Origin of the sequence: Vreelandella profundi (assembly GCF_019722725.1) — a bacterium.
In the GTDB taxonomy this organism is placed as follows: Bacteria; Pseudomonadota; Gammaproteobacteria; order Pseudomonadales; family Halomonadaceae; genus Vreelandella; species Vreelandella profundi.
Map to the genome: position 1 here is coordinate 2,877,685 of NZ_CP077941.1, position 18,720 is coordinate 2,896,404.

Below are 18,720 nucleotides of genomic sequence, written 5' to 3' on the forward strand. Positions count from 1 at the left end.
CAACACCAAGGGCTTGAAATAGGCCATCTTTATACACGTATCTTTATACGCTTAAGCGCGTTATTTAGCTTCGGCAAGATCCTCAATTAACGCTCGCAGCATCAGCCAGAACTCCTCTACCGACGCAAGCTCTACCCGCTCATCCGGTGAGTGAGCACCGCGAATCAGCGGCCCAAACGAGATCATATCTAGATGCGGGTACTTGCTGCCTAGAATGCCGCATTCGAGCCCTGCGTGAACTACCTTTACCTCTGGCTCACGGCCTAGCAGCGCCAAATGGCGGGCGTTGAACGTCGCCAACAGCTTGCCATCTGGATTGGGCGCCCAGCCGGGATAGCCGTTTTCCACTTTCACCCGCGCGCCAATGAGGCCAAACAGCGCGTGAAAACGGTCGCTCATAGCAATTACCGCACTATCGTGCAGTGAGCGCACCAATGCACAAAGGTGTAGGCGGCCGTTTTCCAGGCTTAACACGCCCAGGTTATTGGAGGTTTCTACCACGCCAGGCACGTCGGCGCTCATCCGCTCAACGCCACAGGGAGCGGCATGCAGCGCGGCCAACAGCATTAAGCTAGCATCCAAGGTTAACGGCTCAGCAGCGGGTGTTTCCGTTACGCGCTGGGCGCTGATTTTAAGCCCACTGTCACCACTGCCCAGCTCTCTCAGCAAAATAGTCTCTAGCCCGGCGATGGCGACCATGGCCGCATCAACCTCATCGGCTGGCAGCGCCACTTGGGCAAACGCTTCGCGGGGGATCGCATTACGCAAGGTGCCGCCGTGATAGCTTATTAGCCGTGCATCAAACGATTCCAGAGAACGTAACACTCTGATTAGCAGGCGATTAGCGTTGCCCAGCGGTTTATGGATATCAATGCCGGAATGGCCACCTTTTAGACCGGTGAGCGCAATACTAATCACTTGCTCATGATCATTCACGGCAGCGCTGGGTAGCTGAGCATCCACTTCAACGTCAGCCCCGCCGGCGCAGCCAATATAGACCTGGCCGCGATCTTCGCTGTCCAGATTGAGCAGCAGCGAACCCTCTAACCAATTCTCGGCTAGATTCAACGCCCCACCCATGGAGGTTTCTTCTTCCAAGGTGAACAGGGCTTCCAGCGGCCCGTGGCGTAAATCGGGGTCTTCTAGCACGGCAAGAATAGCCGCTACGCCCATACCGTTATCAGCACCTAAGGTAGTGCCATCGGCGTGCAGCCAGCCGTCGGCGACATAGGTGCTGATTGGATCGCGGGTAAAGTCATGCGCATGATCGCTATTCGCTTGCGCCACCATATCCAGGTGGCCCTGAAGCACTACGCCGGGCGCCTGCTCGCAGCCTGGGGAAGCGGATTTACGTAGGCGTAAATTCCCAAAGGTGTCACGGTCATGGGCAAAGCCTTGCGCATCGGCCCAGGCCTCAAGAATGGCGACAAGCGCCGCTTCATGGCCAGACGGGCGTGGCGTATTACAGAGCGTTCGAAAGTGGCGCCAAACGATTGTGGGCGCTAGCGCTTCAAGATGTGCGTTCATGGTGACTCTTCATTATAGGCAACCGGCCTACTTTACCGGTTCAATGAGTGTATGCACAGCGAAGCGTAAGGCTTGAACTGCCTCGCCATGAGCCTTCGCTAGCGGTCGGTTTTGAAATGCCCACGCGGCCAATTGTTGGTGTGCGAGCTGTTGCGACTCCGTTAAAACGCAGCGGCTGGCTTCACGGGCCAGAGCCTGCAGCGCCGCTCTCGCCAGCGCCGGATCGCGATTCGCCAAAGCCACATCGTCAATATCTTGACGTTCACGCCCACTCAACGCCGCGCCAGGCAATGTAGCGAGCAGCAGCGCAACCATTGACGCGGGCAGCGTGTTAAGTTCAAACGCCAACAGGCCTAAAAGCGCTGCCTGGAAGCGCTCGCTAAGATCAGCCAGCACATCCGTTCCCTGTCCATTCAGCGCTTTTGCGACCATCACGGCAAACTCACCGGTCGAGGTCTCGCGGCTAATGCCTAAGCGTATCGGGATGAAACCTTGCGCCAGCCAAAATTGCAGCAGCGATGCCTCAGCGCCAAAGGTGGCCCCATACAGCGCCACGCCCTGCTGCGTCGCGGCGTTCATGTCCGCCTGTAGCAGCGCATGCCCCAATCCTTGGCGGCGCCGCTCAGGATGAGTGGCGATACGCACTACCCGGCGCCAGCGAGCGGTCAGCGCGGCGCGGCTACCCGTGTGAGTGGCGAGCGACTGAGCCAATAAATGCCCCTGCGGACGACGCTGACCGCGGGCAACCTGGTCAGCAAGGCCCGCCTCAAAACCACCCTCCTCGCGAGTGACCAATACGGCCTGAGGCTCATTGGCCTGTTCGATAGTGCGCAGCTCAACACCCGGGCCGTCAATCAGCTGGCGCAGGTCGTTGGGCGAGGTGCGATAGTGCGACTGCACCAGCAGCCCAAACAGTTTCTCCAGCCTAGTGTCTTGCTGAGCGAGCGCGGCGCGATCAACGACAGTGGTTATTTCAGCGCTTTCTTGCGCCTGCGCGTTAGGCAGCGGCGCTTTTAACAGCAGCAGTCGATTGACTAAATCTTCCAGCGGGTCATTGATACGCCAGCGAATCGGAGTTTTAAGCGTGAGCGCTTTCCACTGCGGCGCCAGCCGGTCTAACGTGGCCCGAAAGCGCAGCGCGAAGCCGCGTCCAGAACCCTCGTAGCCATGCACCGTGGTCGCAAACGCAACGCGTGGAAAAGCGCCAAGCCACTGGCCCAGCAAAGCAGCAGGAATGGCCGCCGCCTCATCCACCAGCAAATAGCTGCCATCGCCGCCCTGCTGCTGCGCGTTGATCTGCTCGGTTAAAACATCCGGCGCTAGATAAAGCAGCTCGCTGCCCTGAGGCAAGACAAAGTGACCCGGGGCAACGCGGCTGCCGCTTGGGCAAAGAGCCACTACGCGTTCAAACACGCTCTCGACCGAGCTAAGGCGCGGCGCGGTGAGCACGATCGTACGGGACTGATCAGCAAGCAGCCTAGCGCAGGCAATCCCCAGCGACGCGCTTTTTCCACGCCCGCGGTCAGCGGTTATCACCAGCGGCCGGCGGCGCTTCAGGCCCACTAACGCTCTAACAGCCTGCGCCTGATCGGCCGTCAAGCAGTCGCTATCGCCACTCAGGCAGCCATTATTAGCGTCATTGTGGCTATGCTCATTGCCATGAACGCTACGTGGAAGTAAACGGGGCAAATGCAGCGCGCCGCCCGCACGCCAGCACACGATCTGATCAGAGGCCTGCAGCTGGCGTGCTAATCGCGCAAGATAATGACAGCTGAGCTCTTCCCAGCGCAGCGGATGGTCCGCAAAGCGGGCGTAGTCTGGGTCGGGTGCCTGCCCCCATGGCTGTGGCGTGATAAGTACCAGCAAACCACCGCCGGTTAGGGTTCCTGACAGCGCGCCCAGCGCCTCAGGATCAAAGCCGGTGTCATGAGTATCGAGCACTACCAACTGATGCTCAGCCCCCAGTCGCGTGCGCGCTTTACGGGGCGTGAGTACCGGCGAACACGCAGACGACTCACATTGGTTCGTCTCTTTGTCGCTGCCTATCCACACCGGCGCCTGCCAAGGATGTGCTTGCCACAGCGCCTGGGCGAGGCGCCGAGACTGCTGGGCACCGCCGCTTAGCCATACCAACTGACGCCAATGGCGGCGTGCCAAACGCTGGGCGTGATGAACTAACGCCGCCACTCTGCGTAGCTGCTGGCTATCTAGCGCATGACTCTCTGCCTGTGTTTCTGCATCCACCGTGATTCCCTTTTCTATTTGCCGCCACCGCTTACCATAGCGTCACCCCATCAAATCAGTCGCCGAGCCTCTCATAGCGGGGCTTTGACTTACAACTTTGGTTGCATAATTCGGCTCATTTCAACGCTGACTCACTACTTAACCCTTGTCAGGACAACTTCAAAAAAAAGTTAATTCATTATTTAACAGATGCTTAGCTATTCTTTCAGCACAAGACTCAACCGAAACCTCTTCATTAGCTGATATTGCGTCGCAGCGGGGTGAGTGTGCTAGTTTAGCGTTGCAGCGCTAAAATCTCCTTGTTTACGTAAACGTAACCTTTGCTACGCTGCACTTTCCTGCATCCCGGTAACAAACACTAATAACGCCATACGCCAAACCAGGAAATACATCATGAAAAAAACCACAAAATTTGCCCTCAGCGGTCTTGCCGCTGGTATCGCTTTTGCTGCTTTCACCACTACCGCCCAAGCACAAGAAGAGTGGACGATGACCTCTACCTGGCCGGAAAACCTTGATTTGATCAAGATTGACCAGCACTGGGCTGAGCTGGTCAATCAGCTGGCGGGTGACGAACTGCAAATCAACTTCCGCGCGGGCGGTACCTTAATGCCCGGCACCGAAGTATTTGATGCCACAGAAACGGGCAGTATTGAAGCGGCTGGCGATTGGCCGGGCTACTGGGCGGGACTAAACCCCGCCTTCTCACCGCTGGCGACGACCACCAGCCTATTTAATGGCGTTGATTACCTTAACTGGATTCAGCAGTGGGGCGGCCGCGAGTTGTACGAAGAGATCTACGGCCAGTTCAATATGATCTATCTGCCCTACGGCATTACTAACAACGAATCCGGCTTTATGGGCCGCACGCCAATCGAAAGCATCGCTGACCTTGAAGGCAAGCGCCTGCGCCTATCGGGTCGTGATCAGGGCCGCGTACTAGAAGAGCTGGGGGGTTCACAAGTCACTCTTGCCGGTGGCGAAGTGTATCAAGCCATCGAGCGTGGCGTTATTGATGCTGGCGAGTTCTCAACCCCGGGCGTTGATTTTAAGGCTGGCTTCGCAGAAGTCGCTGACTACTGGGCAACGCCAGGCTGGCACCAGTCCGCTAGCGTGTTTGGCGTAATGATCAATAAAGATGCCTGGGATGCACTCTCAGAAGACACGCAAGAAAAACTGCGCATTGCTGCAGATGCCACCATGGCATGGTCACTTGCTTGGTCTGAGCGACAGTCAACTGAAGCCACGCAAAAGTTTATTGATGCCGGCATCACGATTAACCAGTTCTCTGAAGAAGATTTGGCACGCATTCAAGAAATCACCAACGACGTTATTCTACGCGGCGCTTGTGAGAATGCTGACCATGCCAAAGTGTATCAATCAATGATTGCTTATCTTGAGCACTATGCTACTTGGCGCGACGTATCGGCGCCCTTCAACATGAGCCGAGTGATGGATAACCTCCCCTCATTGGAAGAAATCGAAGCCTGCCTATAAGGCGCTTATGCACCGCCTCGGTTTTGCTGAGGCGGTTTTTTTGTGCTGACTGCGGAGATCTTCCATGAATGCGATTGCCAAGGCGATCGATGCCATCAACGAGGCGTTTGGGCGCATCATCGCACCGCTGATTGCCATCATTACCCTGATCGTTCTTTACGATATTGCCTCACGCTTTTTCTTTGGCCGGCCCAGCGACTGGGCGTTTGACGTTACCAAGATGCTGTTTGGCGCCCACTTTATGCTGATGGCAGCCTATGGGTTACGCCATCATGCGCATGTTGAAGTTGATGTTTTAAAGCGCCTGCTGTCGCGTAAGAAGCAGGCGGCACTTGAAGTACTGGGCTATCTGATTTTCTTTGTGCCTTTTATCTGGATGCTGATCACCCTGGGCTGGAGCTTCTTTGAGCGTGCCTGGAGCCGCGGTGAAACCACCTATGGCATGGTCTCAATTCCGGTTTACCCGATTAAAGGGGTGATTGTAGTGGCCGCCGTGTTAATTCTGCTGCAGGCGATTGCTATTGTGCTGCGTGCCATCATGCAGCTTCGCGAGGAGACATCAGCATGAACTTAAGCCCTGAATTACTCACGCTGGTGATGTTCGGCGGCCTGCTGATCGGGCTATTCATGGGTCATCCACTCGCTTTTGTGCTCGGTGGCGTGGCCGTTATTGGCGCGTTTTTGGGTCCTGGTGAGCGCATACTCGGCACCTTAGTCAATAATATCTTCGGTAACGCCATGGACAACTACGTGCTGGTGGCGATACCGCTGTTCATTTTGATGGCGAGGTTCTTAAACGATTCGGGCGTCACCGAGAAAATGTTTGATGCCATGCGCCTGCTGCTCGCAAACCTACGCGGCGGCTTAGCGCTAACCGTGGTCATTGTGTCGGTTCTGCTCGCGGCAACCACCGGGATTGTTGGCGCCTCCATTGCGGTAATGGGCATGATCGCCTTGGTACCCATGCTTAAGTATGGCTACAACAAAGAACTTAGCGCGGGCGTCATTATGGCCAGCGGCTGCTTAGGCATATTGATTCCGCCGAGCATCATGCTGATTTTAATGGCGAGCTACTCACCGGTCTCTGTGGGCGCACTGTTTGCAGGCGCGCTAATTCCCGGCCTATTGCTGGGCGTGATGTATGCACTTTACGTGCTGATCATCTGCTATCTCAAGCCCAGCTATGGCCCTAAAGTACCGGCAGAAGAACGCGCAGAAGTCAGTACAAAGCAGCTGCTTATCATGCTGGCAAAGTACGTGGTGCCGCCGATGTCATTAATTCTCGGGGTGCTAGGCGCTCTATTTACCGGTATTGCCACGGCCACTGAGGCGTCGGCAATCGGTGTGCTTATCGCCTTCATTCTGTTTTTGATCTTCGGTGATCGCAAAATATCCACCTGCTTTTGGACCATGGTGGAAGCCGGCAAAACCACTACCATGGTGATGCTGGTGCTAGTGGGCGCCACGGCCTTTACGGGCGTGTTCTCCCGCGGTGGCGGCATGACAGTAATCAGCGATTTAGTCATGGCGATGCCTGGCGGTACCGTTGGCGCGCTCATTCTTATGCTGTTCCTGGTATTTATTTTGGGCATGTTCTTGGACTGGACCGGCATTGTGCTGCTGAGCTTCCCGATCATGCTACCCATTGTCGACGCTATGGGCGTAGATATGCTGTGGTTCGTGGTAATGGTGGCGGTCGTACTTCAGACATCGTTTCTCACCCCACCGTTTGGCTATGCGCTGTTCTATTTAAAAGGCGTCGCACCGCCGGGGGTCGAAATCGTTGATCTATACAAAGCCGTTGTACCCTTTGTAGCGCTGATCCTATTCGCCTGCTTACTCATGTCATTCTTCCCTTGGCTGATTACCGGGCTGCCTAGCATGATGTTGGGATACTAATCTTTCTATTCACAAACGCGTATTTAAGGGCCCGCTTCGGCGGGCTTTTTGCGTCAAGGGCCGCTGGTAACGCTGCAGCCGCGAACGGCTAATGCTACTATTCACAGCCGTCAGTGATTCGCATTAGGCGTTTGCTGCACTAATACTGCTGATGTAAGGAGTGTGCGCTTGTTCAGATCCGGCTATCGCGGGCTATTCGCTTTTTCCTCTTCGCTTAGCCATCGCGCCACCCCCTGGTCGATAGCGCTAATCGCAGTGGCGTTCATCGTTGCGCTGCCGGTACTGGTAGTGTTTGCTCATATCGTGATGCCCACCGATGGCGTTTGGCAGCACTTAGCCAGTACCGTACTAGGCCGCTATCTAAACAACACTTTTTGGCTGGTATTGTCGGTAGGCTTGGGCACATTAATCATCGGCACAGGCACTGCATGGCTGGTGGTTATGTGCCGCTTTCCCGGTAAACGATGGTTTGAGTGGGCGCTGCTCTTGCCCCTTGCCGTTCCCACCTACGTAATTGCCTACGCCTACACCGATTTTTTGCAGTTTGCGGGCCCCTTGCAAAGCATGCTGCGCGATATGTTTGGCTGGGAATATGGCGACTATTACTTTCCCAACGTGCGTTCGCTAGGCGGTGCTGCGACGGTGATTACGCTGGTGCTTTATCCTTACGTCTACCTGTTGGCCCGCGCCTCTTTCTTAGAGCAATCGGTATGCGTACTGGATGTGGGCCGCACGCTAGGACGCGGCCCGTGGAAGCTGTTTGCGACCGTTGCGGTACCGTTAGCACGCCCGGCGCTAGTGGGCGGAGTATCACTGGTGCTAATGGAAACGCTGAATGAATTCGGGGCGGTCCAATTCTTTGGTGTCGATACCTTTACCACCGGCATTTACCGCACATGGTTTGGCATGGGCGAGCAGGTCGCCGCGGCTCAATTAGCGGCCTGTTTGCTGACGTTTGTGATTGTTCTGGTGCTGCTGGAGCGCTGGTCGCGGGGCAAGCGGCGCTATTTTCATACCACGAATCGCTACCAGCAGCTGCCCGAATACGCGCTGCGCGGCTGGGGAGCCCTGGGAGCGACGCTGGCATGCCTGCTGCCCGTACTGGTTGGCTTTTTACTGCCCAGCGGTATTTTGCTGAATTTAGCGTTAAACGGAGGTGATTCTCAGTGGGGCTCACGTTTTATCGGCTACGCCTGGAATAGCCTAGGTCTGGCAACAGTGGCCGCGCTGATCGCCGTAGGCTTAGCCGTTGTGTTGAGCTATGGCGTGCGCATGCACGACACGGCGTTTGCACGCGTGGCATCCAGAGTGGCCTCCATGGGCTACGCGATTCCTGGCTCCGTCATTGCCGTGGGTATTTTGATTCCCTTTACCTGGTTAGATAACGCGCTTAATACTTGGCTCCACAGTCACTACGGCTACATCATCGGCCTAGTGTTTAGCGGGTCGGCGTTTATTTTGATTTATGCCTACGTGGTGCGCTTTTTAGCCGTTTCCTTCAATGCGGTTGAGGCAAGCCTGGGCAAGGTGACGCCGAGCATGGATGCGGCCTCACGCACTCTGGGCCAAACGGCAGGCGGCACGCTGCGGCATATTCATACGCCGATGATGCGCAGCAGCCTGCTGGCGGCAGGTATTTTAGTTTTCGTGGATGTAATGAAGGAGCTGCCCGCGACGATTATTCTGCGCCCATTCAACTTTGATACGCTGGCAGTCAGGGCACATAATCTAGCGTCAGACGAGCGACTTGCCGAAGCCTCGACGTCGTCGCTGGCGATTGTAGTGGTGGGTATTCTGCCGGTTATCCTGCTCAGTATGGCCATGCGCCGCTCACGCCCTGGCGCTAAGCACTGATTGATATACTTTAAGCCCTGAGCGGGAAAACAAATACTTGAGAAAGATCGAGTTGAATGTCCACCGGCTGCCCCTCTGTGGGTAGAAAAACCCCAGGCACTCTGGCGTGCAGGTGAGCTTCAAGGCCGCTGTCATCATGCGCGCAAAGGTGTAGGAGGCTCGAACGCCCCAGCAGTTTCGACATCACAACATGGCTATGGCGGTGGGCTTCAATAGGCAGATTCCGCTCAATAATGTGCAGCGCTTCGGGGCGTATCATGACCTGCACATCGGTGCCCTCTGCTAACTCATTGGCAGGTATCCGCCCTACTGGCGTGCTCACGAAGCCATTGTGTACGCTGCCCTGAAGCTCATTCACATCACCAAAAAAGGTCACTACAAACGGATCTTGTGGTGCGCAGTAAAGCTCTTGCGGTGTTCCCGTCTGCACAATCTGACCATCGCGCATTAAGGCGATGCGGTCGGCCATAAACATGGCCTCTTCGGGATCATGGGTCACCAGCAACGTGGCCGCCCCCACTTTTTTCAACACATGCAGCGTATCGTCGCGAATACGGTCTCTTAGCCGCGCATCTAAACTTGAAAATGGCTCATCCAATAGCATTAGGCGAGGCGATGGTGCCAGCGCCCTTGCCAGCGCTACCCGCTGCTGCTGCCCGCCGGAAAGCATGTGCGGATAGACATCAACATACTTCGCCATACCCAGCTGTTCGAGTAGCTGCGTGGCGCGCTCACGGCGCTGTCGAGACGCCAAATGTTTCAGCCCAAAGGTCACGTTTTCCAGCACGCTGAGGTGTGGAAACAGCGCCGAGTCCTGAAACGCCAAGCCTACATTGCGCTTTTCCGGGGGCAGATGACGCTGGCCAGGCATAGCAGTATAGGTATCGTCTAAAGTGACGCTGCCCTCTTGCAATACTTCAAGCCCCGCAGCAATACGTAACAGCGTGGTTTTTCCGCACCCGGAAGGACCTAAAAGGCATACCACTTCACCCGGCGCTACGCTCAGATTCACGCCTTTCACGACCGCGTTTCCATCATAAGCATGGCGGACATTGTGAAGAGCCAACGCTGTTGCGCTAGGCGCTGCCTGGGTTACCTTCAGTGTTGCGGTCATAAATCATCACTTTACAGGTGAGCACGTCGCGCCGATAAATACCTAAACGCGGATTCAATACATTTGAAAGTTATTTGCATTCTATTTTTAATTACGACCAGATGCACGCTCACGTCTCAATGTAAGGTATTGCTAGCATTTCTCTTGACGGCGTTCGTAAGAAGCGCTTCAATGCAGATCGACGCTAATGAAACGTATTATCATAAACATTTGGGATTCTTGGTGATGAAAAAAGTACGCCTAACTGCTTCCGTAGCCGCCATCATGGCTGGCTCTGCCTTTGCGAGCAGCGCTCTTGCTGACGCGGTCAACATTTACTCTGCTCGCCATTATGATTCTGATGAAATTCTTTACAAAGCGTTCACTGATGAGACCGGCATTGATGTAAACGTGCTGGAAGGCGACTCAGATCAACTGATGGAGCGTATGCAGCGCGAAGGTATCGCCAGCCCTGCTGACGTAATGCTGACGGTAGATGCCGGCCGCCTATGGCGCGCAGAGGAAGACGGACTTTTCCAAAGCGTTGATTCTGAAGTGCTTAATGATCGTATCCCAGCGTCAATGCGTGATCCTGAAGGCTTATGGTTTGGTTTTAGCCAGCGTGCACGGGTAATTTTATACAACCGTGAAAACTTCGACCCCAGCCAGCTGGAAAGCTACGAAGACCTTGCTGACCCGCAGTTTGAAGGCCAAGTGTGCATCCGCTCTTCAAACAATATTTACAATCAGTCGCTGCTTGCCTCGATGATTGAGCACCACGGCGAAGAAGGCGCGCAAGAGTGGGCACAGGGCGTTGTGAATAATATGGCGCGCACGCCTGAAGGCGGCGACAGCGACCAAATTCTGGGCGTGGCCAGCGGCGAATGTAACCTAGCCGTGGCTAACCACTATTACTATGTGCGTATGCTTCACTCCGATGACCAAGCAGAGCGCGATGCAGCACGTAAAGTAGGGATTATTTTCCCTAATCAAAACGATCGTGGAACGCACATTAACGTGGGCGGTGCGGGTCTAGTCGCCAATGCTCAGAACCCTGAAAATGGTATTCGGTTCTTAGAATTCCTCGCCTCTGATGCTGCTCAGGAAGTGCTTGCCGAGCGTAACTACGAGTTCCCGGTAGTGGCAGGCGTTAAAAAAGACCCGGTACTTGAATCATGGGGCGACTTCAAAAAAGACGACCTGAACATGAGCGTGCTGGGTGAAAACAACCCTGAAGCCATCCGCATCTTTGATCGCGTCGGCTGGCGTTAAACGCTAAACATTACGTTTATACCTAACACCCCCGCAGCCTAGGCTGCGGGGGTGTTGCGTTTAAGATCACATGCGCATCAACTTAATGAGCCTCATCCCAGTTAGCGCCGCTTGCTGCTTCCACAATCAGCGCCACTTTTAGCTTGGCGGCGCCCTGCATACACGCTTGAACCTGCTCGATAAACGTATCGACCTGCTTCTCGGCCACTTCAAACACCAGCTCATCGTGTACCTGCATCACCATCAGCGCATCAAACTCGCCTTGGGCTAACCACGCATCCACATCAATCATAGCCTGCTTGATAATATCGGCGGCCGTGCCCTGCATCGGCGCATTAATCGCGGTACGCTCAGCACCTTGGCGACGATTACGGTTCTGCGAATGAATCTCCGGCAGATACAGCCGTCGACCCAGCACGGTTTCAACAAAGCCATCTTCAGCCGCCTGAACGCGAATACGCTCCATGTAACGGGCAACGCCCGGGTAGCGGTCGAAGTAGCGATCAATATAGGTCTGAGCCTGGTTGCGATCAATGTGCAGTTGGCGCGAAAGCCCCCAGGCGCTCATCCCATAGATCAGCCCGAAGTTGATTGCCTTGGCGCTGCGGCGCTGGTCACCGGACACTTTCTCAAGCGAGGTACCGAACACTTCCGCCGCCGTGGCGGTGTGGATATCGCGCCCTTCAGCAAACGCTTCCAGCAGTCCTTTATCTTCTGAAAGGTGCGCCATAATACGCAGCTCAATTTGCGAATAGTCGGCGGCCACAATGCGATAGCCGGGCCGGGCAATGAACGCCTGACGGATTTTGCGGCCTTCTTCGGTACGAATAGGGATATTCTGTAAGTTGGGGTCCGACGATGACAGCCTTCCTGTGGCGGTCACCGCTTGGTGATAGCTAGTATGCACTCGCCCAGTGGCTTTATTGAGCAGTCGTGGCAGTTTATCCGTGTAGGTGGATTTCAGCTTAGCAAGGCCACGATGCTGCATGATGACTTTGGGCAGCGGAAAATCCAGCGCCAGCTCTTCTAGCACGCCTTCCGCCGTTGAAGGTGCACCTTTAGGCGTTTTCTTGAGCACCGGGATTTTCTGCTCTTCAAATAAAATCTGGCCCAGCTGCTTGGGCGAGCCCAGATTAAATTCACGCCCGGCAAGCTCAAATGCCTCGCGCTCTAGCTCGCGAATACGCTGATCAAGCTGCTGGCTCTGCTCGTGAAGGCGCTCGGCATCTACCGCCACGCCGTTGCGTTCGATGCGTGAGAGCACTTTAATCAGCGGTAGCTCGATATGATCAAGTACGTCTGCCAGGCGCCCTTCGCTCTCAACCTGAGGCCGCAATGCTTCCTGCAGCCGCAGAGTGATATCCACATCTTCGCAGGCGTAAGGAGCCGCCTGTTCCAAGGCAATCTGGTTAAAGGTCAGCTGCTTGGCACCTTTACCGGCAATCTCCTCAAAAGAAATGGTCTTTTCGCCTAAATACTTCAGCGCCAGCGAATCCATATCATGCCGCGTGGCGGTGGAGTTAAGCACATAGGACGCCAGCATGGTGTCGGCAAACGGACCCGCGACGGAAATAGCATAGTTGGCCAGTACGGAAATATCGTACTTAAGATTTTGGCCAATCTTGGTCTTACTCGAGTCTTCTAACAGCGGTTTTAACGCGGCCAGCACCGCTTTGCGGTCAAGCTGTGCTGGAGCATCTAGATAGTCATGCGCAAGCGGAATATAGGCCGCCTCACCCGCCTCAAGAGCCAGGCCAACGCCGACAATTTCTGCATCCATGTAGTTGAGGCTGGTAGTTTCCAGATCAAAACAGAAGCGCTCAGCTTTGTTTAGCCGCTCAAGCCAGCGTTCGAAATCCGCCTGTTCGAGAATGACCTGATCGTCACGCGGGGCACTGGCACTTTGTACCTCGCTCACGGCCTCCTCAACGCTTGAGGGCGCTGGCTCACCGCCCTTAACGTCATCGACGCCTGCGTCTTTGCCTTCCAGCAATTCGCTCAGCCACTGGCGAAACTCCATCTCTTTATACAGCGTCACCAGCGCTTCGCGGTCGGGGTGCGCTATATCCAAATCATCCAAACCCACCGGTAGCTCGCAGTCGACTTTAATGGTCGCCAGCTGATAGGAGAGAAACGCCTGCTCGCGGTGCTCTTCAAGCTTTTTAGGCAGCGTCTTCGCGCCCCTGAAAGTAAGCGTGGCTACGCGCTCTAAATCAGCGTAAATAGTGTCCAAACCGCCGCCCATGCCTTGCAGTAAGCCAATAGCGGTTTTTTCACCCACGCCAGGCACACCGGGAATGTTATCGACTTTGTCTCCCATCAGGGCGAGAAAATCGATAATCAGCGCCGGCGGTAGGCCGAACTTTCCTTCCACGCCGGCCTCGTCTAGCGTTTCATCCTTCATGGTATTGACCAGCGTGATATGGGCATTGACCAGCTGCGCCATATCTTTATCGCCGGTCGAAATCACCGCATCGCGACCGGCCTGAGTGGCGTGATGGGCCAGCGTACCAATCACGTCATCGGCTTCGACGCCCTCAATGCAGAGCAACGGCAGGCCCAATGCTTGCACGCAGGCGTGCAGCGGCGCGATTTGGCTGCGTAAATCGTCGGGCATGGGCGGACGATGGGCTTTATAGTCGCTGTACATATCATCGCGGAAGGTTTTTCCCGGCGCGTCGAACACCACCGCCATAGGGCTTTGCGGGTAATCTTTGATCAGCCGTTTGAGCATATTCAGCACGCCTTTTACCGCGCCGGTGGGCTGGCCCGTAGCGGTTGTGAGCGGCGGTAGCGCATGAAACGCACGGTAAAGGTAAGAAGAGCCATCAACGAGAACGATTGGAGCGCGAGCCATAACCAAGTTCCATGTTTAAAAATGAAGTGTAAAAAAGCCGTGCTAAAAAGAGTTACCACATGATACGCGTTGCGCCAGCTACCGGTAGAGGCAATCCGACTATCTAATAACAACAAGGCTGCCAACTAAGCTTTCAAGCCGCTACAATAACGGGCTTAGCAATCTGGGCGAGATTCTGATGGCTGTATTCACCCCGCTGAGCGACGCACAGGTCGCCGCGTTTTTAGACAAGTTTGATGTGGGCAGCTTCGTTTCCCTTCAGGGAGTCGCAGGCGGCACCGAAAACTCGACTTTTTTTGTGACCACCGACCGGCGCGAGCTCGTGTTAACTCTGTTCGAGCAGGGTGAGCACGAAGAGCTGCCGTTCTTTGTAGAACTGCTGGACTATTTAGATGAACACCGTTTACCGGTCCCGGGTACGATTCATGACCGCGACGGCATTGCGCTGCATAGCCTGGAAGGCAAACCGGCTCTGTTATTTCCACGGCTGCCTGGCCGCCATCCCGAAGCGCCTAACCTAGCCCAATGCCACGCCTTGGGCGATACATTGGGTCGCCTGCACGTGGTGTCAAAGCACTTTCACGGTCACCGTCCTAATCCGCGTGACCTGACCTGGCTACAGGTGATGCACCACAAGGTGCTGAGCTATTTAAGCCCTGCGGATCAAACGTTGATGAAAAATGAAGTCGACGATTTTGAGAGCGCTTTTATCCAGTACGGTGAGCTGCCTCAAGGTGCCCTGCACGGTGATCTATTTCGCGACAATACGCTCTTTGAGGGTGACCAACTTGGCGGTATTATCGACTTTTACAACGGCTGCACCGGCGACCTGCTGTTTGACCTAGCGATAGTCGTCAACGACTGGGCATCGAACGATGATGGCTCGCTGAATGCCGAGCGCTACGACGCACTGTTGAATGCCTACCAGGCACGTCGCCCGTTAACGTTTGACGAGCGTGCTCTGTGGCCAACGATGCTGCGTGTGACGGCGCTGCGCTACTGGCTATCTCGGCTGCTGGTGGTTTACGTTGACCCGCCAGCCCACGATTTGACGCCTCATGATCCCGAGCGTTTCCGAACCATTTTAAATGCGCGCATTGCCCACGGTGCGCTGCCGCTGCCTGAGGTTTCTGCATGAGTGTAATGGCCACTACTAGCCCTGCGCTGCGCGCTCGACGCACCTGGAATATCGATCAATGGGGCAGCGGCTATTTTGATGTCGACGACGCAGGCCAAGCCCTAGTACGCCCGCTGGGTAGCGATGCCGAAGGCCCCGCCCTGCCATTGAGCGGACTGGTTCGCCAACTGCAAAGTGCCGGGCTGCGTCTGCCGGTGCTGGTGCGCTTTAGCGATATTCTTCACGACCGCGTTGAGCAGCTTTGCGGCGCGTTTGATTCTGCCATGAGCGATTGCGAGTACCAGGGCGGCTATACCGCGGTTTACCCTATTAAAGTGAACCAGCAGCGCCGTGTGGTCGAAGAGATTTTAGCCACCGCCGAGCGCGGCAACGGCCGCGTGGGGCTGGAAGCAGGCAGTAAGCCAGAGCTTTTGGCGGTACTGGCGCTTTCCGACGGCGGTTCCTCGTTGATTGTTTGCAACGGCTATAAAGACCGCGAATACGTACGCTTAGCGCTGCTGGGAGAAAAGCTTGGCCATAAGGTTTATCTCGTGGTCGAAAAGCTTTCTGAGCTGCAGATGATCTTAGAAGAGGCCCGCGAGCTTGACGTTATTCCCCGCATTGGCCTGCGCGCCCGCCTGGCCTCCGTTGGTAAAGGCAAATGGCAGAACACCGGCGGCGAAAAGTCTAAGTTCGGGCTGACCGCTAGCCAAATTCTCGAGGTCGTAGACACCCTTCGTCATCAGGATGCGCTGGAAAGCCTGCAGTTAGTGCACTTTCATCTGGGTTCTCAGATCGCCAACATTCGTGATATTCAACGCGGATTACGCGAGTGCGCGCGCTTCTACCAAAACTTGATGGAACTAGGTGCGCCCATCGACACCGTGGACGTCGGTGGCGGCCTAGGCATCGACTACGAAGGCACGCGCTCGCGCAGCTTTTGCTCGGCCAACTACTCGATGCGTGAATACGCACGCAACGTGGTGAGCGCCTTTGCTCAGCTTTGCCAAGAGTCGGGGCTGCCACAGCCTCATCTGATCAGTGAGTCCGGCCGTGCGCTAACCGCCCACCACGCGGTGCTTATCACCAATGTCATTGGTGAAGAGCGCATCGACGACACGCCGCCCGAGCGACCTGTATCAGCAGAAAACCAAGAAGATCCTCAAGTGGAGCTACTGTGGCGGGTGTTTGAGCAGTTAGCGACCACCCAAGAGCCGCGCATGCTGGTAGAAGCATGGCATGACCTGCTGCAAGCCGTAAGTGAGCTGCAGGATCGTTTTGTGATGGGGTTAAGCGATATAACCGCTCGCGCTGAAGGCGAACGGGTTTACATGGCGGCCTGCGCGCGACTGCGTACCCAGCTTGATACCCGCAACCGCGCCCATCGCGAAATCATGGATGAGCTGGCGGAAAAGCTCGCCGACAAGCTGTTCGTTAACTTTTCACTTTTTCAGTCGGTACCTGATGTTTGGGGCATTGAGCAGATTTTCCCAGTGCTTCCCCTCAGCGGGCTTGATCAAGCGCCCACTCGCCGAGCCGTCATTCAAGATATCACCTGCGATTCCGACGGCCGCATCGACAGCTACGTTGATGGCCAAGGGGTAGAAAGCACGCTGCCTCTGCCAGAATGGACGTCGGATGACGAGCGCTGGCTGGGGTTCTTCTTGGTGGGTGCCTACCAGGAAATTCTCGGCGACCTGCACAACCTGTTTGGCGACACCGACTCTGTTGATGCCGCGCTCAATGCAGACGGCGAATGGACGCTTTCGAACCCGCAGGCAGGTGACTCGGTCGCAGACGTGCTGGCGTACGTTAACTTCAATGCCAACGTGCTCAAGCAAAAGCTGACCGACCAACTGGCGGCCAGCGGTTTTTCTGCCGATGAGCAGGCGGGCTTTGCGGCAAGTTTGAGCGAAGGCCTTGAGGGATACACCTATCTTGAATAGCGTGGTGTAAATACGCGGGTTACAACGTTCCAAACTAGAAACGCCACTCTGATGCAGAGTGGCGTTTCTATTGGGCTTGGCGGTAGGTTGAGCTTAGCGACAAATGGGTTTAGCAATAGCGCTTATTCAACCACTGATTACTCAACGACGCTGGTTTCGATTTCTAAACCACCGGTCAACGTAAAGCGCAGCGATGAGCCACGCACCAGCTCACCAACGCCTGACGGCGTGCCGGTCAAAATGACATCGCCTGGCTCTAGGGTAAAGTGGCGGCTCATTTCTGCTACCAGCGTGGGAACGGCGAAAATCATATCGGCGCCTTCACCGTGCTGACGTTCTTCCCCGTCAATTTCAAGCGTAAATTGCAGCGCGTTCCAGTTGGGAACACGGCTTAGCGGTAAAAAAGGCGAAAGAGGGCAAGCGCCATCGAAGGCCTTGGCAATTTCCCAAGGGTGCCCTTTCTCTTTAAGCTTTGCCTGAACATCACGCAGCGTCAGGTCCATCGCTAAACCAATCCCAACGATGGCGCGCTCGGCTTCATCTTGAGTAGCATGGGTTAACGTCTCGCCTACCAGCAGCGCAAGCTCTGCTTCATAATGGACGTCGCCACGAGAAAAAGGCGGATCTAGCGGCTTGGTTAAATCCACCACGCTGGTCGACGGCTTAATAAACAGCAGCGGCTCAGTGGGAATAGGATTATCTAATTCTTTCGCGTGTTCGGCATAATTGCGGCCAATGCAGATGACTTTGCCCAGCGCGTGGGGAAATTCCTGACCATCTGTAAACTGTAGAACAAAACTCATGGCGGGTATTCTCCTTCTCATTATGCGTGTCGCTTTCGCAACGACAGGCGCAACAGTCTACCCCACCTATGCACAGGTTCCACCGATTTTAGCCCTGAATCTTCACATGATAAGGAATAACACGTTGAAACGACTGCTCGCTTTTTCTATTTGTATCAGCGCTTTATTGATCACCGCTGGCTGCACCGCTGCCTCAACGGATAATGCAAAGTCCAACGAGCGCCCTGATAAATCGCTCATCAACACCTACTGGAAACTCGTGACGCTTGATGACAAACAGATCATCACTCAAGAGAATTCTCGTGAAGCCCACTTTGTTCTTCATCAAGAAGCCTCGCGCCTAGCCGGCGCTACCGGCTGCAACTCACTGATGGGAAGCTACCTTGCGCAGAATGAGCGCATCGAATTCAACCAAGTGGCCACCACTAGAATGGCCTGCCCACCGCCCCAGATGGAAACCGAGCAAGGCTTTTTAGCGACGCTTGAACAAACCGCACAATGGCGTGTAGACGGCGATACGCTGGTGCTTTCTGATGACCAAGGCGAGCCGCTGGCTCACTTTCAGGCGGTGCATCTTTATTAGCGTTTGAGCCAAAGCGCATAATTAAGCC

At 55.3% G+C, this 18,720-nt stretch carries 13 protein-coding genes; 8 read left to right on the forward strand and 5 right to left on the reverse strand.

Going from position 1 to position 18,720, the window contains the following annotated elements:
- Positions 1–60: 60 nt before the first annotated feature.
- Both KUO20_RS13190 and KUO20_RS13195 read right to left on the reverse strand, forming a co-directional pair.
- Positions 61–1,527 carry an aminoacyl-histidine dipeptidase gene (locus KUO20_RS13190; RefSeq protein WP_235040304.1) on the reverse strand — a complete coding sequence of 489 codons (1,467 nt, stop codon included), beginning with the start codon at positions 1,525–1,527 and terminating at the stop codon, positions 61–63.
- A gap of 27 nt (positions 1,528–1,554) precedes the next feature.
- Positions 1,555–3,771, reverse strand: a complete 2,217-nt coding sequence (locus KUO20_RS13195; protein ID WP_235040305.1) for a tRNA(Met) cytidine acetyltransferase TmcA — start codon at positions 3,769–3,771, stop codon at positions 1,555–1,557.
- 393 nt (positions 3,772–4,164) lie between these two features.
- On the opposite strand from KUO20_RS13195, the gene dctP reads away from it, so the two are divergent.
- The 4 genes from dctP to KUO20_RS13215 all read left to right on the forward strand — a co-directional run bounded on the left by dctP (position 4,165) and on the right by KUO20_RS13215 (position 9,021).
- The gene (dctP, locus tag KUO20_RS13200; RefSeq protein WP_235040306.1) at positions 4,165–5,268 is read left to right on the forward strand and encodes a TRAP transporter substrate-binding protein DctP; all 1,104 of its coding nucleotides are present in this window, start codon (positions 4,165–4,167) and stop codon (positions 5,266–5,268) included.
- A 64-nt stretch (positions 5,269–5,332) separates the two neighbouring features.
- Complete coding sequence (locus KUO20_RS13205; RefSeq protein ID WP_235040307.1) at positions 5,333–5,836, forward strand: TRAP transporter small permease subunit; 504 nt, start codon at positions 5,333–5,335, stop codon at positions 5,834–5,836.
- Entirely contained in the window at positions 5,833–7,167 is a 1,335-nt protein-coding gene (locus KUO20_RS13210) for a TRAP transporter large permease (protein ID WP_235040308.1), read from the forward strand. The genes KUO20_RS13205 and KUO20_RS13210 overlap by 4 nt, the downstream gene beginning before the upstream one ends.
- Positions 7,168–7,335: 168 nt before the next feature.
- Positions 7,336–9,021, forward strand: coding sequence for an ABC transporter permease (locus KUO20_RS13215; protein ID WP_235040309.1), 1,686 nt, complete (start codon positions 7,336–7,338; stop codon positions 9,019–9,021).
- A gap of 10 nt (positions 9,022–9,031) precedes the next feature.
- Here the strand turns inward: KUO20_RS13215 and KUO20_RS13220 are convergent, their stop codons facing one another.
- Positions 9,032–10,135 carry an ABC transporter ATP-binding protein gene (locus tag KUO20_RS13220; RefSeq protein ID WP_235040310.1) on the reverse strand — a complete coding sequence of 368 codons (1,104 nt, stop codon included), beginning with the start codon at positions 10,133–10,135 and terminating at the stop codon, positions 9,032–9,034.
- 225 nt (positions 10,136–10,360) lie between these two features.
- Here KUO20_RS13220 and KUO20_RS13225 point away from each other — a divergent pair, with 225 nt between their 5' ends.
- Positions 10,361–11,386 carry a Fe(3+) ABC transporter substrate-binding protein gene (locus KUO20_RS13225; protein ID WP_235040311.1) on the forward strand — a complete coding sequence of 342 codons (1,026 nt, stop codon included), beginning with the start codon at positions 10,361–10,363 and terminating at the stop codon, positions 11,384–11,386.
- Between the two features lie 82 nt (positions 11,387–11,468).
- Here the strand turns inward: KUO20_RS13225 and polA are convergent, their stop codons facing one another.
- Positions 11,469–14,243, reverse strand: a complete 2,775-nt coding sequence (polA, locus tag KUO20_RS13230) for a DNA polymerase I (RefSeq protein WP_235040312.1) — start codon at positions 14,241–14,243, stop codon at positions 11,469–11,471.
- A 178-nt stretch (positions 14,244–14,421) separates the two neighbouring features.
- On the opposite strand from polA, the gene KUO20_RS13235 reads away from it, so the two are divergent.
- Together KUO20_RS13235 and speA are read left to right on the forward strand one after the other, a co-directional pair.
- A complete protein-coding gene (locus KUO20_RS13235) occupies positions 14,422–15,381 on the forward strand; it encodes a homoserine kinase (RefSeq protein ID WP_235040313.1) in 960 nt (319 codons plus the stop codon).
- Positions 15,378–17,306 carry a biosynthetic arginine decarboxylase gene (speA, locus tag KUO20_RS13240; RefSeq protein ID WP_235040314.1) on the forward strand — a complete coding sequence of 643 codons (1,929 nt, stop codon included), beginning with the start codon at positions 15,378–15,380 and terminating at the stop codon, positions 17,304–17,306. Before KUO20_RS13235 ends, speA begins: the two co-directional genes overlap by 4 nt.
- A 137-nt stretch (positions 17,307–17,443) precedes the next feature.
- Here the strand turns inward: speA and KUO20_RS13245 are convergent, their stop codons facing one another.
- Positions 17,444–18,109 carry a fumarylacetoacetate hydrolase family protein gene (locus KUO20_RS13245; protein ID WP_235040315.1) on the reverse strand — a complete coding sequence of 222 codons (666 nt, stop codon included), beginning with the start codon at positions 18,107–18,109 and terminating at the stop codon, positions 17,444–17,446.
- A gap of 124 nt (positions 18,110–18,233) precedes the next feature.
- Between KUO20_RS13245 and KUO20_RS13250 the strand changes: the two genes are divergently transcribed.
- Positions 18,234–18,692 carry an META domain-containing protein gene (locus KUO20_RS13250; RefSeq protein ID WP_235040316.1) on the forward strand — a complete coding sequence of 153 codons (459 nt, stop codon included), beginning with the start codon at positions 18,234–18,236 and terminating at the stop codon, positions 18,690–18,692.
- Positions 18,693–18,720 lie beyond the last annotated feature (28 nt).